This is a genomic window from Rhodopseudomonas infernalis, from assembly GCF_022271405.1.
Lineage (GTDB): Bacteria > Pseudomonadota > Alphaproteobacteria > Rhizobiales > Xanthobacteraceae > Rhodopseudomonas > Rhodopseudomonas infernalis.
Window position 1 is genome coordinate 113566 of sequence record NZ_JAJNAL010000010.1, and the last position, 15581, is coordinate 129146.

The 15581-nt window shown below is 65.4% G+C and carries 16 protein-coding genes; 7 read left to right on the forward strand and 9 right to left on the reverse strand.

The genetic code is table 11. The features are described from left to right. Positions 1–6: 6 nt before the first annotated feature. The 4 genes from LPW26_RS09495 to fabI form a co-directional block, all read right to left on the reverse strand. Positions 7–1206 carry an adenylate/guanylate cyclase domain-containing protein gene (locus LPW26_RS09495; RefSeq protein WP_238734594.1) on the reverse strand — a complete coding sequence of 400 codons (1200 nt, stop codon included), beginning with the start codon at positions 1204–1206 and terminating at the stop codon, positions 7–9. A 76-nt stretch (positions 1207–1282) separates the two neighbouring features. Then, entirely contained in the window at positions 1283–2368 is a 1086-nt protein-coding gene (gene aroC / locus LPW26_RS09500) for a chorismate synthase (RefSeq protein WP_238734595.1), read from the reverse strand. A gap of 210 nt (positions 2369–2578) precedes the next feature. Then, positions 2579–3172: a histidine phosphatase family protein gene (locus tag LPW26_RS09505; RefSeq protein ID WP_238734596.1), complete on the reverse strand. Its 594-nt coding sequence runs from the start codon at positions 3170–3172 to the stop codon at positions 2579–2581. Positions 3173–3328: 156 nt separating this feature from the next. Then, the gene (gene fabI / locus LPW26_RS09510) at positions 3329–4150 is read right to left on the reverse strand and encodes an enoyl-ACP reductase FabI (RefSeq protein WP_238734597.1); all 822 of its coding nucleotides are present in this window, start codon (positions 4148–4150) and stop codon (positions 3329–3331) included. Between the two features lie 181 nt (positions 4151–4331). Here fabI and LPW26_RS09515 point away from each other — a divergent pair, with 181 nt between their 5' ends. The 3 genes from LPW26_RS09515 to LPW26_RS09525 all read left to right on the forward strand — a co-directional run bounded on the left by LPW26_RS09515 (position 4332) and on the right by LPW26_RS09525 (position 6947). After that, positions 4332–4820 (forward strand): sigma-70 family RNA polymerase sigma factor, encoded by a 489-nt coding sequence (locus LPW26_RS09515; RefSeq protein WP_238734599.1) that lies wholly within the window; start codon positions 4332–4334, stop codon positions 4818–4820. 241 nt (positions 4821–5061) lie between these two features. Then, positions 5062–5835 (forward strand): anti-sigma factor family protein, encoded by a 774-nt coding sequence (locus tag LPW26_RS09520; protein WP_238734601.1) that lies wholly within the window; start codon positions 5062–5064, stop codon positions 5833–5835. Between the two features lie 290 nt (positions 5836–6125). After that, positions 6126–6947 (forward strand): alpha/beta fold hydrolase, encoded by an 822-nt coding sequence (locus LPW26_RS09525; RefSeq protein WP_238734603.1) that lies wholly within the window; start codon positions 6126–6128, stop codon positions 6945–6947. Positions 6948–7193: 246 nt separating this feature from the next. Here the strand turns inward: LPW26_RS09525 and LPW26_RS09530 are convergent, their stop codons facing one another. Both LPW26_RS09530 and LPW26_RS09535 read right to left on the reverse strand, forming a co-directional pair. Continuing rightward, positions 7194–8162 (reverse strand): DnaJ C-terminal domain-containing protein, encoded by a 969-nt coding sequence (locus LPW26_RS09530; protein WP_238734605.1) that lies wholly within the window; start codon positions 8160–8162, stop codon positions 7194–7196. Between the two features lie 117 nt (positions 8163–8279). After that, positions 8280–8675, reverse strand: coding sequence for an RT0821/Lpp0805 family surface protein (locus LPW26_RS09535; RefSeq protein ID WP_319942175.1), 396 nt, complete (start codon positions 8673–8675; stop codon positions 8280–8282). 135 nt (positions 8676–8810) lie between these two features. On the opposite strand from LPW26_RS09535, the gene pdxH reads away from it, so the two are divergent. After that, a complete protein-coding gene (gene pdxH / locus LPW26_RS09540; RefSeq protein ID WP_238734608.1) occupies positions 8811–9449 on the forward strand; it encodes a pyridoxamine 5'-phosphate oxidase in 639 nt (212 codons plus the stop codon). Then, positions 9446–10219, forward strand: coding sequence for an SDR family NAD(P)-dependent oxidoreductase (locus tag LPW26_RS09545; protein ID WP_238734610.1), 774 nt, complete (start codon positions 9446–9448; stop codon positions 10217–10219). Before pdxH ends, LPW26_RS09545 begins: the two co-directional genes overlap by 4 nt. A 422-nt stretch (positions 10220–10641) precedes the next feature. On the opposite strand, the gene LPW26_RS09550 is transcribed toward LPW26_RS09545, so the two are convergent. The 3 genes from LPW26_RS09550 to petA all read right to left on the reverse strand — a co-directional run bounded on the left by LPW26_RS09550 (position 10642) and on the right by petA (position 14128). After that, positions 10642–11316, reverse strand: a complete 675-nt coding sequence (locus LPW26_RS09550) for a dienelactone hydrolase family protein (protein ID WP_238734612.1) — start codon at positions 11314–11316, stop codon at positions 10642–10644. Between the two features lie 170 nt (positions 11317–11486). Beyond that, positions 11487–13556: a cytochrome c1 gene (locus LPW26_RS09555; protein ID WP_238734614.1), complete on the reverse strand. Its 2070-nt coding sequence runs from the start codon at positions 13554–13556 to the stop codon at positions 11487–11489. A gap of 44 nt (positions 13557–13600) precedes the next feature. After that, a complete protein-coding gene (gene petA / locus LPW26_RS09560) occupies positions 13601–14128 on the reverse strand; it encodes a ubiquinol-cytochrome c reductase iron-sulfur subunit (protein WP_238734616.1) in 528 nt (175 codons plus the stop codon). A gap of 276 nt (positions 14129–14404) precedes the next feature. Here petA and LPW26_RS09565 point away from each other — a divergent pair, with 276 nt between their 5' ends. Together LPW26_RS09565 and queE are read left to right on the forward strand one after the other, a co-directional pair. Further along, positions 14405–14857 carry a tRNA (cytidine(34)-2'-O)-methyltransferase gene (locus LPW26_RS09565; RefSeq protein WP_238734618.1) on the forward strand — a complete coding sequence of 151 codons (453 nt, stop codon included), beginning with the start codon at positions 14405–14407 and terminating at the stop codon, positions 14855–14857. 10 nt (positions 14858–14867) lie between these two features. Next, positions 14868–15500, forward strand: coding sequence for a 7-carboxy-7-deazaguanine synthase (gene queE / locus LPW26_RS09570; protein ID WP_238734620.1), 633 nt, complete (start codon positions 14868–14870; stop codon positions 15498–15500). Positions 15501–15581 lie beyond the last annotated feature (81 nt).

Sequence of the window (15581 nt, forward strand, 5' to 3'; positions counted from 1 at the left end):
GTGAACTTACAGCCCCTCGGCAGCCTGCAGAGTCTCGACTTCGAGGCCGTAGACGCGTTCGGTATGCGGCAGGCCCTGGATCGGAAATTCGCCGAGTTCGACGAAACCGTCGGCGCACAGGCCGATGAAGTCGGTCGAGGCGACCACGGTGCGCCCGAGGCGGCCGGCGATGCGCTCGAGCCGCGCGGCCAGATTGACGGCGGGGCCGATGCAGGTGAAGTCGAGCCGGTTGCCACCGCCGATATTGCCGTACAGCACCTGCCCGACATGCAGCGCGACGCCGAAGCGGAAGCGCTCGATGACGTGGTTGCCGTCGATGTAGTTCATCGCCGCCACGGTGTCGCGGCATTCATGCGCGGCGGCCAGCATCCGCGCGCAGACGTCGGCCTCGTCGCTGCCATCGGCGGAGATCGGAAACACAGCGAGCAGGCCGTCGCCCATGAACTTCAGCACCTCGCCGCCATGGCGCAGGATCGGGCCGACCTGACAGTCGAAGTAAGCATTCAGCAGCTTCACCATCACCTCGGGTGGAAGCTGGTCCGAGAGCGCGGTGAACCCGCGCAGATCCGACAGCCAGATCGCGGTCCGCATGGTGTCGGTATGGCCGCGTCGGATCTGCCCGGCCAGAATCCGCGCGCCGGCGCGGTTGCCCACATAGGTGTCGAGCAGCGTGGTGGCGATCTCGCGCAAGCTGATCACTTCGATCAGCCGCGCTAGCGGGCCGGCGAGCCGGCGCAGCGCGACCAGGTCGGCGGCGCTGAACCCGCCGGGCCGCCGCGTGGTGAAGCTGACGCCGTTGACGCTGCCGTCCATGAACATCAGCGGCAGCGCCAGATAATCGGTGACGCCCTCGCTGCGCATGTCGTCGAAAAACGGAAAAGCCCGGCTGGCGGCGCTGTCGAGTTGGAAGCGCACTTCGGCGGCGCTGTCGTACATCAGCTTCAGCGGGCTGCGCTGATACTCTTCCAGGCTTTCGACATCCACCGTGGTTTCGCTGGTGACGGTCTCCTGCCCCTCACGCCAGACGAAGCCGTAGCCGTAAATGTCCGGATGCAGCGTCTCGACGAAGACGCCGACACGATACAGCGGCAGCCCGGCCTCGACCAGCCGCTCGCAGGTGCGCGTCATCATGGCGACCGGCTCCGGCTCGGAGCGCGCGCCGTCGATCAGCCAGTCGATCAGGTCGTGAAACTGTTGTGATTGCATCCGGCCATCCTAGCCGGACGGCTCGCAATTGGCACCGGGGTGCCGCTCATGGCAGGTCCCCGGGTGGATCGGCGCTTCAGCCGACCTGGCCGCGCTGGCGCAGCAGGTGGTCGGCGAGCACGCAGGCGACCATGGCTTCGCCGACCGGCACCGCGCGGATGCCGACGCAGGGGTCGTGGCGGCCCTTGGTCAGGATCTCGGTGTCGGCGCCTGACCGGTCGACCGTCTTGCGCGGCGTCAGGATCGAGGAGGTCGGCTTGACGGCGAAGCGCGCCACCAATGGCTGGCCGGTGGAGATGCCGCCCAGGATGCCGCCGGCATGGTTGGACAGGAAGCTCGGGCCATGATTGCCCATTCGCATCTCGTCGGCATTCTGCTCGCCGGTGAGTTCGGCGCTGGCGAATCCGTCGCCGATCTCGACGCCCTTGACGGCGTTGATGCTCATCAGCGCCGCGGCGATATCGGCATCGAGCTTGGCGTAGATCGGCGCGCCGAGCCCGGCCGGGACGCCCTCAGCGACGATCTCGATCACCGCGCCGATCGACGAGCCCGCCTTGCGGATGCCGTCGAGATAATCGGCGAACAGCGCGGCGGCATCCTTGTCCGGGCAGAAGAACGGGTTGTTGCTGATCTCGTCCCAGTCCCATTTGGCGCGGTCGATCCTGTGCGGGCCGATCTGCACCAGCGCGCCACGCACGGTCATGCCGGCGATCACCTTGCGGGCGACCGCGCCGGCCGCGACGCGGGTGGCGGTCTCGCGTGCCGAGGAGCGCCCGCCGCCGCGATAGTCGCGGATGCCGTATTTCGCCTCGTAGGTGAAGTCGGCGTGGCCGGGGCGATACTTGTTCTGGATGTCCGAATAGTCCTTGGAGCGCTGGTCGGTGTTCTCGATCTGCAGCGCGATCGGCGTGCCGGTGGTGACCTGCTCGCCGGTCGAAGGATGTGCCATCACGCCGGACAGGATCTTCACCTGATCGGCTTCCTGGCGCTGGGTGGTGAAGCGCGACTGGCCCGGCCGGCGGCGATCGAGATCGCTCTGGATGTCGGCTTCGGTCAGCGGGATCAGCGGCGGGCAGCCGTCGACCACACAGCCGATCGCCACCCCATGGCTCTCGCCGAAGGTGGTGACGCGAAACAGATGGCCGAAGGTATTGAACGACATGGCGCGGGCTGCCTTTAAGAATTGCGCCGGTGTGGTAACGCGCCGGCCAAATGGGGTCAAACCGACCTTCTTCTTCCTTCTCCCCTCCTGGGAGAAGGTGGCGCGGATGCAGTCCGTGCCGGATGAGGGGGCGCCGAGCGCGCGGCGCCCCCTCACCCGGCTTCGCTGCGCGAAGCCACCCTCTCCCACAAGGGGAGAGGGTTCGAAACCTCAGCTCACGATCTCCATCGCCCCGTCCCGGAAGACGTAGACCGAGCCCTGCAGGATCAGGCCTTCCAGCGCTTCGGCCGGGGATTTCACGCCGCAGGCGACCATCAGGGTTCGGGCGGTGCCGACATGGCCGACCGCGACGGTGTCGGTGGTCCGCGAGTTGACCCAATCGGTGATGAACGGAATGCGGTCGGCGTAGCTCTCGCCGCGCAGCGGCGCCACGTTCCAGCGGTCGGCATGGCGCGCGGCGTAGACCTGCGCGTCGGAGGCCTGCATCTGTTCGACCGTGAAGCCCTCCCAGGCCCCATAGGTGATTTCGCGCAGCCTCTCATCGGTGGCGTAGCCTTCGGCCGGCAGACCGAGCGCGCCGCGCACCAGTTCCATGGTGACCCGGGCGCGGCCGAGCGGGCTCGACACATAGGACAGCGCCGCAACCGCGCGCCCGTCGCGGGTCAGCACGTCGGCGAGCAACCGGCCAGCCGCAAGCGCCTGCCCCCGCCCCTTGTCGTTGAGCGGAATGTCCTGCGTCCCTTGATAACGACCGGTCGCGTTCCAGTCGGTCTCGCCGTGGCGGATGAAGTAGATGGTAGGCATGGTTCGATCAGTTGTGAGAGCGAAGTCTATCGACCCGTCATGGCCGGGCTTGTCCCGGCCATCCACGTTCTTGTTATCAGCGTGCGCCCGCAGACGTGGATGCCCGGGACGAGCCCGGGCATGACGGAGATTGGGGCCCGCGATAAGAAGGCTTCGTCAATCCTTGCCGCCGAGCGAGATGTCCGGGGCGTCGGGGTTTTTCATGCCGACGATGTGATAGCCGGAATCGACGTGGTGGACTTCGCCGGTGACGCCGCGCGACAGGTCGGACAGGAAGTACAAGGCGCTGTCGCCGACCTCCTCGATCGACACCGTGCGGCGCAGCGGCGCGTTATATTCGTTCCATTTCAGGATGTAGCGGAAGTCGCCGATGCCCGAAGCCGCGAGCGTCTTGATCGGGCCGGCCGAGATCGCGTTGACGCGGATCGCCTTCTCGCCGAGGTCGGCGGCGAGGTAGCGCACGCTGGCTTCCAGCGCCGCCTTGGCGACGCCCATGACGTTGTAGTGCGGCATCCACTTCTCGGCGCCGTAGTAGGTCAGCGTGATGATTGAGCCGCCGTCCGTCATCAGCTTCTCGGCGCGCTGCGCGATCGCCGTCAGCGAGTAGCACGAGATCAGCATCGATTTGGAGAAGTTGGCTTCCGAGGTGTCGATGTAACGGCCGTCCAGCTCGTTCTTGTCGGCGAACGCGATGGCGTGGACGACGAAGTCGATCTTGCCCCATTTCTCCTTCAGGACGTCGAACACCGCGTCGATCGTCGCCGCGTCGGTGACGTCGCAATGGCCGAGCACCAGCCCGCCGAGTTCGGCGGCGATCGGCTCGACCCGCTTCTTCAGGGCGTCGCCCTGATAGGTCAGCGCCACTTCGGCGCCCTGCTCGCGGCAGGCCTTGGCGATGCCGTAGGCGATCGAGCGGTTGTTGGCCACGCCGAGGATCACCCCGCGCTTGCCCTGCATCAGCCCCGAACCAGTCGCCATGTCACTTCCTCTCGGCCAGAATGGAAGCCCCGACCTACACCACCGCCCCGGCCCGGTACAGCCCGAATGTTCGCGAGCAAAATCAGCCGTTTGGCGCAATTGGGCCGGGCTGGAATAGGCCGGCCGGCGCGGTGTTATGGTTGTCGGTGCGGCGAGCCGCATTCCGACCGACAGGCGAGCGATGAACGACTTCCGAGACGGCGTCGAAGCGATGATCCCGGCCCTGCGGCGCTACGCCCGGGCGCTGGCGCGCGACACCGATATCGCCGACGATCTGGTGCAGGACACGCTGGTGCGGGCGCTGCGCTCCGAGAAGCTGTTTCTCGGCGGCGATCTGCGCAGCTGGCTCTACACCATCCTGACCAACCTCAACCGCAACCGCCGGCGCACGCTGGCGCGGCGGCCGACCTTGATGCCGCTGACCGACACCAGCGCCGACGCCAGCGGCACCGAAGCGGAGGGCGGCGACATTGCCCGCGCGCTGGCGACGCTGGTCGAGGAGCAGCGCGCCGCGCTGCTGCTGGTGGTGCTCGAAGGCCTGAGCTACCGCGAGGTCGCCGACATCCAGGGCGTGCCGATCGGCACCGTGATGTCCCGCCTCGCCCGCGCCCGCGCCCACATCCGCGCCAGCCTCGACGGCGAGCGGCCAATGCTCAAGCGGGTGAAGTGATGCATCGCGAAGTTTTTAATCCGGCTTCCCCATCGTCATTGCGAGGAGCACCCGGATCGGCGCTCAGCGCCGTCCGAGCACAGGCTCCGCGACGAAGCAATCCAGCTCCGAGCACTGCGTCTGGATTGCTTCGCGGAGCCTGTGCTCGGGCGGCGCTTTGCGCCGACCCGTTGGCTCGCAATGACGGGGTGGGCGTGGTGCACGCAACGCGACGAACTCTTAACATCGAAGAAGCGCAGCCATGACTGAACCTCAGATCCCCGTCACCGAGGACGAACTGCACGCCTATGTGGACGGCGAATTGCCGGCGGAGCGGCGGGCGGATGTCGAGGCTTGGCTCACCGCACATCCGGCGGATGCCGAGCGGGTGCGGGCGTGGCAGGCGATGGCCGAGGCGCTGCATGCGCGCTACGACCGCGTGCTCGACGAGCCGGTGCCGGCGCGGCTGCAGCTCGACCGGCTCAGCGCCGCGCCGCCGCGGCGCTGGATCGCCGGCGCGATCGCCGCCACGCTGGCGGCGTTCATCGTCGGCGGCGGCGCCGGATGGTTTGCCCGCGGTGCCGCCACGTCGCCAAGCGCCTTCCGCAGCTTCACGGTGGATGCGCTGGGCGCCCATCGGCTGTACGTCGTCGAGGTGCGCCACCCGGTCGAGGTCGAGGCCTCCGAGCGTGCGCATCTACAGCAATGGCTGTCGAAGCGGGTCGGCTATCAGGTGACGGCGCCGGAGCTGGAAGCCAGCGGGCTGAAACTGGTCGGCGGTCGGCTGCTACCAGGCCCGGACGCGCCGGCGGCTTTCCTGATGTACGAAAGCGCCAGTGGCGAGCGCTTCACGCTCTACACCTCGCGGGCCAAAACCGACGCGGCGCAGATGCGCTACGCCAGCGACGCCCGTGACGGCGCGCTGTTCTGGGCCGATCGTGGCGTCGGCTACGTGCTGGCCGGGCCGACCGACAAGGAGCGGCTGAGCCAGGTTGCGAAGCAGGTCTATGCGCAGGCGGAGAAAGCGGGCGGTTAGTTGGCGATTAGTTCGCGCCTTCGGCGTCGTCCAAATTTCGACACTGATAATCGCGGATTCCAACATCGACGCGCCTCAGTCTCGTCCGACCGAATCACGATGCTTTGAGTGCGTCTGATCCGCCGATCGGCGCAGGCGGCCTTGGCCGGGGTTGCGCTGATCCCCTGCGCCGAGGCCGCTCCGTTTCGGACCCACGCTCCCCCGATCGCGCGTCGTCTGCAAGCCTAGGCCTTCCCCCGGATACCTCTTTGGTATTTTATCACCGCAAATCGTGGTGAGGGGATACCAGTATGCAGACTCAGTCGATCGAGACGTCCGCCGGACGGATCGCCTATCGTCAATCCGCCGGCGCCGGGCCGACGATCATCATCGTCCACGGCAATTCGGCGTCGTCGCGCGCCTTCACGCGGCAGCTCGGTGGCTCGCTCGGCGCCAAGTATCGCCTGCTGGTGCCGGACCTGCCCGGTCATGGCGAGTCGGCCGATGCGGCAGATCCGGCGGCGACCTACACCATGCCGGGCTATGCGGCGATGCTGCGCGAGTTTGCGGGTCAGCTCGGCGCGGCGGAGGCTGTGTTCGTCGGCTGGAGTCTGGGCGGGCACATCGTGCTGGAGGCCGCGCCGGATCTGCCGGAGGCGAACGGTTTTGCGATCTTCGGGACGCCGCCGATCGGCTTTCCGCCGGCGATGGAGCAGGCCTTCCTGGCGACACCGGCGATGGCCTACACGTTTCAGCCGGAGCTGAACGAAGAGCAGGCGCGCGCTTACGTCGCCGCCGCGTTTCGGCCCGGCGTCACCGAGCTGCCGCACGAGATGGTCGCCGACGTGCTGCGCACCGACGGCCGCGCCCGCGCCCAGCTCGCCGCCAGCATCGCGCCCGGCGGCTATCGCGACGAGATCGACGTCGTGGCGAAGCTGAAGCAGCCGCTCGCGGTGCTGCACGGCGCCGGGGAGCAGCTCGTCAACGGCACGTATCTGCAGTCCCTGACGATGCCGACGCTGTGGCGCGGCGCGGTTCAGACCATCGACGGCGCCGGCCACCTGCCGCAATGGGAGCAAGCCGACCGCTTCGACGCGCTGATCGACGCGTTCGTGATGGAGGCGAATGCGTAGGAGCACGCGTCGCGTCGAGTCTCGAATCCAACTCGCAAATGGAATGTCGACAGCTACACGTGAGCTCTCTTCACCCTCCCCTGGAGGGGGAGGGTCGGCACGCAGCCGCGTAGCGGGTGCGTGACGGGGTGGGGTGAGCAGCGGGCACGGCGGATGAACTCTTCGCCACCCCACCCCGCTCGCTACGCGAGCGACCCTCCCCCTCCAGGGGAGGGTGACACTCGTCGCGGCGGCAAGCTTTCAGGATCAGCCCAGATCGCTGCGCGGGTGATAAGGGTGGCCGTCGCGCCATTTGGTCATCAGCGCTTCGAGATCGGCGTCGTGACCGTCGGGCAGCACGATCCGGGTGGTGACGAACAGGTCGCCGGCGGTGCCGGACTTCGGCAGGCCTTTGCCCTTGAGCCGGAAGGTGCGGCCGCTCGAGGTGTTCTTCGGGATCGACAGCTCGATCGCGCCGGTCAGCGTCGGCACGCGGACCTTGGCGCCGAGCACCGCCTCGTACAACGTGATCGGCAGCTCCAGCCGCAGATCGTTGCCGTCGACCTTGAAGTGCGGATGCGGCGCGTAGTTGACGGTGATCAGCAGATCGCCGGGCCGGTGGCCGGGCGCGCTTTCGCCCTGCCCCTTCAGGCGGATCTGCTGGCCCGGACCGACGCCGGCCGGAATCTTGACGTTGAGCTCCTTGCCGCTCGGCAGCCGGACGCGCTTTTCCGAACCCTTGGCCGCCTCTTCGAGCGTGACCGTCATGGCGACGCTCTGATCGAGGTCAGGCGCGAAGCCGCCGCTGTCGAAGTCGAAGCCCGCTCCGCCGCCGCGCGGCCCGCCGCGCATCCCGGCCGCGCCGCCGAACATCGAATTCAGGATGTCCTCGAAGCCTGCACCGCCGCCTGCGCCGCCGCGGAAATTATACTGCTCGAAGCCGCCGCCAGCGCCAGCGCCGGCACGTCCGCCGCGCGCGCTTCCGCCACCGCCGGGGAAGCCCTGGAAACGCGGCTTGCCTTCGGCGTCGATCTCGCCACGGTCGAATTGCTTGCGCTTGGACTCGTCGCCGAGAATCTCGTTGGCAGAGTTGACCTCGGCAAAACGGGCAGCGGCCTTCGGGTCGTTCTTGTTCGCGTCGGGGTGATGCTTCTTGGCCAGCTTGCGATAGGCGCTTTTGATCGCCGCAGCGCTGGCGTCCCGCTGCACCCCCAGGACCTCGTAGGGGTCGCGCATCCGTCACGTCTCCTTCAGAAATCAGGAATCGAACCATGGGCAGAACGCCCAGTCGGGGTTCATCTGGGGTGTTTTCGTCTCTTTTGCAACCGCTTCAGGCCGCTTTCGCGGTCGCGGTCAGCTGCGGCGCCAGGGCTTCAGCGATTGGATTTCCCAATGGCCTTGGGCGGACCGGCAGGCAGCGCCCTGCATCCAGCTCTCCGAGCCGTCCTTGACGTAGCTGGCGAGAAAGTCGCGACAGGAGCGCCCCTCGGCCGTATAGGCGGCTGCGATCGGCGTGACCGAGCCACGCGCGCCTGTGGTGGGGTTCTCCCACGGCTGGCTCGAATCCTTGCCGCCTTTGGTGAGAACGTCTGAGGCGGCGATTCGCGCCAGCGCCAAATCCGCTTCGCTTGGGCCGTTCTGCGCCGACGGGGAGAGCGCCGCAATCGATCCGGTGAACTCGGTGGCGTCCATTTGGGCAAACGCGGCGTCCTTGCCGCCGACGCTGCAGCCGCCGAGCCCCACCCCCATTAGAATGGCTATCAACCCGGCGGAGCGGCCGATCGTCGATAGAACAACGCACTGCGGTGCCCTATATAGGTCTGGCCTACATAGAGCCGCCGGCGCGTTCGGGAGCGCGGTGAAGCACAAGTCGGATTCCCTCGCATGAGCGACACGTCCATCAAACACCAGAGTGAGTTAACGTCCGGTGATTTCACAGCGGCGGAGAATCCGTTTGGCCTTTTCGCTGAATGGCTTGCCGAAGCGACCGCGTCCGAACCGAACGACCCGAATGCAATGGCGCTGGCGACGGTCGATCCCGACGGACTGCCTGACGTCCGAATGGTTCTGATGAAGGGCTATGACAACGACGGCTTCGTATTCTACAGCCACATCGCCAGCCAGAAGGGCCGCGAGCTCGAAGCCAATCCGAAGGCAGCGCTGCTGTTTCATTGGAAGTCGCTGCGCCGTCAGGTTCGGATCCGCGGCACGGTGGCGCCGGTGACCGAGGCCGAAGCCAACGCCTATTTCGCCACAAGGCCCAAGCAGGCGCAGATCGGCGCCTGGGCCAGCAAGCAGTCGCAGCCGCTGGAGAGCCGCTTCGCCTTCGAGCAGGCGATCGCCAAGGTCGCGGCGCGGCATCTGGTCGGCGAAGTGCCACGTCCGCCGGGCTGGAGTGGCTGGCGGATCACGCCGTCGCGGATCGAGTTCTGGCACGACCGCCCGTTCCGTCTGCACGACCGCATCGAATTCAGCCGCGACACGCCGGCGCATCCCTGGACCAAGACAAGGCTTTATCCATGAATCCCGAAACCCCGAAGCGCGCGCCCGAGACCAACGCGCAGCGCCGGACGATGATTCTGACCGGCGCCAGCCGCGGCATCGGCCACGCCACGGCGATCCGGTTTTCCAGTGCCGGCTGGCGTGTGATCACCTGCTCGCGTCATCCGTTTCCGGAAGAGTGCCCGTGGGGCGCCGGTCCTGAGGATCACATCCAGATCAATCTCGGCGACCGCGCCGACGCGCTGCGCGGCATCGGCGAGATCCGCGAGCGGCTCGACGGCGCGCTGGTGCATGCGTTGGTCAACAACGCGGCGATCTCGCCGAAGAACGCCAGCGGCGGACGGCTCGGCTCGATCGACACCGAGATGGACACCTGGGAGCACGTCTTCCACGTCAACTTCTTCGCGCCGATCATGATGGCGCGCGGGTTGATCGAGGAACTCAAGGCGGCGAAAGGCTCGGTGGTCAACGTCACCTCGATCGCCGGCTCGCGCGTGCATCCGTTCGCCGGCGCCGCCTACGCCACCTCGAAGGCGGCGCTCGCCGCGCTGACCCGCGAGATGGCGTCGGACTTCGGCCCGATCGGCGTCCGCGTCAACTCGATCGCGCCCGGCGAGATCGACACCTCGATCCTGTCTCCCGGCACCGATAAGATCGTCCAGGAAGACATCCCGATGCGCCGCCTCGGCACCCCCGACGAAGTCGCGAAGATCATCTACGTGCTGTGCACCGAGACCTCGTCCTACGTGAACGGCGCCGAGATCCACATCAACGGCGGCCAACACGTGTAGTCCCGGCCCTCCGCGTCATTGCGAGCGAAGCGAAGCAATCCAGCTCAGTGCACCGAGCTGGATTGCTTCGTCGCTTCGCTCCTCGCAATGACGCGGATGGAATCAGAGATACTTCAATCCGCGCGAAACCGGCGGGGCCGGGTTCGCGTGGGGCCTTGCTGCAGGATGCCCGCGCTCGAACAATCCTCCTCGCGGTCGTCGTCGAACAACGCCGCCCCGCAGTGTCGGCAGAAACGGCCGCTCATCGCTGTCGTCTGACTCGGCCGCTGCGTTCGCTGGTAGTTCGCGAAGTCGATGATGTTGCGACCTGGTGTTACAACTTTGTCAACCATTGCTGTCCTCGTAGTTCTGACAGCATTTATCGCAGCAACCCTTCTTTCAAATCTTCAGTCGAAAGCTCAAATTTTAGGAGCAACCGGCGTTCAGCCGAGATGCTTTCCGAAAAATGCAGTCGCCCGCGACCACGCCAGTTCCGCGGCCTCCCGATCATGCACCGCGGCGCGCTGCTCGTTGACGAAAGCGTGGTCGGCTTCGTAGCGGAAGAACTCGGCGGCCTTGCCGGCTTCTTTCAGGCCCTTCTCGAACGCGTCCACCACCTGCGGCGTGCACCAGTCGTCGCGATTGGCAAAGTGGCCCTGCATCGGCACGCGGACTTCCGACGGCTTGGCCGCCTGCTCCGGCGGAATGCCATAGAACACAACCGCAGCACTCAGTTCCGGAATTTTGCACGCGCCGATCACCGTGACGGCGCCGCCCAGGCAGAAGCCGGTGAGCCCGACCTTGGCGCCATTGCGCGAAAGATATGCTGCCGCGCCGCGCACCGTCTGGGTCGTCGCATCCATGAAGTCGAGCGAGCCCATCTCTTTGTTGGCGGCGTCAGTGTCGTGATAGGGCACGACCTTGCCGTTGTAGAGATCGGGCGCGAGCGCATCGAAGCCGGCGAGCGCGAAGCGGTCGGTCAGCCCCTTGATCTGCTCGGACAGGCCCCACCATTCCTGAATCACGACGACGCCGGGCGCATTGCCGCGCGCCGCATTGGCCAGATAGCCGCTCGCCTCTTTGCCGTCGGGACGCTTGAAGGTGATGATCGTGCCCATGAATCCTCCGTGAGATGCACTTTCGTTGCGGCGCATATTGTCCGCACTCCCGGACGGATGCAATCGCCCGGACCGCGGCGCTGGCGCGCACAACGGCGCAACAAAAAAGCCCCCGCGAGGGGGCTTTCTGTCGCGCGTTTGTCGTGCGCGTGGATCGGGTGCGGGGTCGCTCAGTGCACGTTCGACCACACCTTGCGCTTGGTGAAGTACAGCAGGCCGCTGAGAATGATCAGGAAGATCATGACCTGCAGGCCGAGGCGCTTGCGGGCTTCGAGATGGGGTTCGGCTGCCCACATCAGGAAGGCCGTGACGTCCTTTGCATATTGAGGAACCGTTTCCGGGCTGCCATCGTCGTAGGTCACCTGCCCGTCCGAAATCGGCGGCGGCATCTTGATCGAGTGGCCGGGATACCACTTATTGTAGTACGAACCGTCCGGCAGCGCGAAACCTTCCGGCGGCGGATCCTGATAGCCCTGGATCAGCGCATCGATGTAGTTCGGACCCTGCTCCTGGAACTGGGTGAAGAAGTCGAACACGAACTGCGGGAAGCCGCGCGAATAGGAACGCGCTTTGGCCAGCAGTGACATGTCCGGCGGAGCCGCGCCGCCATTGGCCGCGCGGGCCGCCTGCTCGTTCGGGAACGGCGAGTGGAAGGTGTCGGCGAGGCGACCCGGACGCTCGAACATCTCGCCGGCGTCGTTCGGGCCATCCTTGATCGACGCCTCGGCGGCAATCGCCTTGGCCTGATCGAGGGTGAAGCTCGGGCCGCCCGGCTCGGCGAGGTTGCGGTACTGCAACAGCTTCATCGAGTGGCAGGCCGAACAGACTTCCTTGTAGATCTTGAAACCGCGCTGAAGCTGGGCGCGATCATAGGTGCCGAACGGGCCGGAAAAGCTCCAGCTCAGCGACGGCGGACTCTCGCCGCCTTCCGCCGCCTTGGCGCTCTGCGCGCCGCCGAGCATCAGCGTGCCGGCCAGCGCCAGGGCGAACAGACTCGCTGCCGTCGTTCCCAGCGCCTTGCCCTTGTTCAGAACGTCGTCGGCGATCGAGTTCGGCAGCGGCAAGGTCTTCTCGACCCGGGCCAGCAGCGGCAGCACGATCAGGAAGTAGGCGAAGTAGAAGAAGGTGAAGACCCGCGCGAGCATCGTGTAGATGCCTTCCGCCGGCTTCGAGCCGAGCCAGCCGAGCATGATGCAGACCACCACGAAGCCCCAGAAGAAGCGCTTCGCCAGCGGACGGTAGCGCGACGAACGGACCTTCGCGCTGTCGAGCCAGGGCAGGAACAGCAGCACGATGATCGCGCCGAACATCGCGACGACGCCCATCAGCTTGTTCGGGATCGAACGCAGGATCGCGTAGAACGGCAGGTAGTACCATTCCGGCACGATGTGCGGCGGCGTCACGCCCGGATTGGCCGGAATGTAATTGTCGGCCTCACCGAGATAGTTCGGCATGTAGAAGATGAACCAGGCGAAGAACAGCAGGAAGCAGGACATGCCGAACGCGTCCTTCAAGGTCGCGTAAGGCGTGAACGGCACGGTGTCTTTCTCGGTCTTCGGCTCGACGCCGGTCGGATTGTTCTGACCGGTCACGTGCAGCGCCCAGACGTGCAGCACGACCACGCCGGCGATCACGAACGGCAGCAGGTAGTGCAGCGAGAAGAAGCGATTGAGGGTCGGGTTGCCGACCGAATAGCCGCCCCACAGCAGGGTCACGATGCTGTCGCCGACGAACGGGATAGCAGAGAACAGGTTGGTGATGACGGTCGCGCCCCAGAAGCTCATCTGGCCCCACGGCAGCACGTAACCCATGAATCCGGTCGCCATCATCAGCAGGTAGATGATCACGCCGAGAATCCAGAGCACCTCACGCGGCGCCTTGTACGACCCGTAATACAGGCCGCGGAACATGTGGATGTAGACCGCGATGAAGAACATCGACGCGCCGGCGGCATGCGTGTTGCGCAGCAGCCAGCCGTAATTGACGTCCCGAACGATCCGCTCGACCGAGTCGAAGGCGAGATCGACGTGCGGGGTGTAGTGCATCGCCAGCACGATGCCGGTGATGATCTGGATCACCAGCATCATCGACAGGATGGCGCCGAACGTCCACCAGTAGTTGAGGTTGCGCGGGGTCGGATAGGCAATGAAGGAAGAATGAACCAAGCCGGCGATCGGCAGGCGCTGCTCGAGCCACTTCATGAAGGGGCTCTGCGGCTGATAGGTAGATGGTCCGCTCATGATGCGATCCTAAGCAAGGGATATAGCGACGCTGAAGGGAAGTGTCAGCCGATCTGGATTTTGGAGTCGGAGACGAATTGATAGGGGGGGACCGGCAGGTTCAGCGGCGCCGGACCCTGGCGGATGCGGCCGGAGGAATCGTACTGCGAACCGTGGCACGGACAGAAGAAGCCGTCGAACAGACCTTCATGCGCGATCGGGATGCAGCCGAGATGCGTGCAGATGCCGATCACCACCAGCCACTGCTCGTGGCCCGGCTTGGTGCGCTCCTGGTCGGTTTGCGGATCAGGCAGCGACGACAGGTTGACTGCCAGCGCTTCCTCGACCTGCTTCTTGGTCCGGTTCATGATGTAGATCGGCTTGCCGCGCCAGAACACCTTGATGTCCTGGCCTTCGGCGATCGGCGTCAGATCGACTTCGATCGGCGCACCTGCGGCGATCGTCGAGGCGTCGGGGTTCATCTGCGCGATGAACGGCCACACCGTCGCGGCTGCGCCGACAGCGGCCACGGCGCCAGTTGCGATATAGAGAAAATCACGGCGTGTCGGTTCCGCCGAAGTCTCTGTGGTCACGATCCAAAGCCCTTTCATCTCTGCGGCCGGCGAGACGGTTCTGGCAGGTGCGAAAAATCGCCCGAGGCAGGATCGCCGAACTTCGCAGCCCACGCATCCCATGGCTGTTTGTCATCAGCCGGTCAGCTAGAAACAGACAGTTCAGAATCGATCTATTGGCACCCTTGCCGGTAGAGCGCAAGTCCGCGAAGGGCTAATCACCGCAGCCCGAACAATTCGCTTGCGCTGTCTTCTCACCCCTCGAGTTATGATTCAGTTGCTACGGAGCATTACGGAATGCGGATCGCCCTCTACCAGCCCGACATTCCTCAGAACACCGGCACTATCCTTCGATTTTGCGCGTGTTTGAACGTCGAAGCTCACATCATCGAGCCGGCCGGCTTTCCGATTTCGGATCGTCATTTCCGCCGGGCGGGAATGGACTATCTGGATCAGATAACGATCATTCGGCACGATTCCTGGTCAAAATTCGTGCAATGGCGTGAGGCTGCTGACTGTCGCGTGATTTTACTTACAACGAAAGGCGTAACACCCTATCTGCAACAGCGTTACCGATCCACTGACGTCCTGCTGCTGGGCCGAGAAAGCGCTGGCGTTCCGCCACAAGTGGCCGATACGGCGGATGCGCGCGTGGTGATTCCGATGCAGCCGCAGATGCGCTCGCTGAACGTCGCGATGGCGGCGGCCTTGGTGGTCGGCGAGGCGCTCCGGCAGACCCGTTACGAGTGAAGGACACGATTTGAGCTACGCGGTGAAAGAGATCTTCCTGACCCTGCAGGGCGAAGGCGCCCATGCCGGACGCGCTTCGGTGTTCTGCAGATTTGCAGGGTGCAATCTGTGGACGGGGCGAGATCAGGATCGCGATCAGGCCGTATGCAAGTTTTGCGATACTGACTTCGTTGGCACTGACGGCACACTCGGGGGTCGCTACACCGACGCCGATCAGCTCGCCGCGGTTGTTGCAGCTCAATGGAAAGGCAACGACCAGGACCGCTATGTGGTGATCACCGGCGGCGAGCCGCTGCTTCAACTGGACGAAGAACTAATTGATGCGTTGCACAAACAAGGCTTCGCAATCGGCGTCGAAACGAATGGTACAATCGAACCACCTCCCGGAATTGACTGGCTTTGTGTCAGTCCGAAAGCCGGCGCAGCGCTACGCGTGCAGTGCGGCAATGAGCTCAAGCTGGTGTACCCGCAGGAAGGCGCCCTGCCGAACCAGTTCCAGCACCTCGCTTTCGAGCGTTTTTCGCTGCAGCCGATGGATGGAACCCGGCAGTCGGACAACACCCGCGAGGCGATCGATTACTGTCTGCGCCACCCGCAATGGCGGCTCAGCGTCCAGACCCACAAGGTGATCGGCATCCGCTAGCTCCAGGTGGGCCGTGATCGGCCTGTCATGCCGGTCAGCTAGTCTCTCCGGCGTGATCAACACATTCAGCGGGAGCCGAAC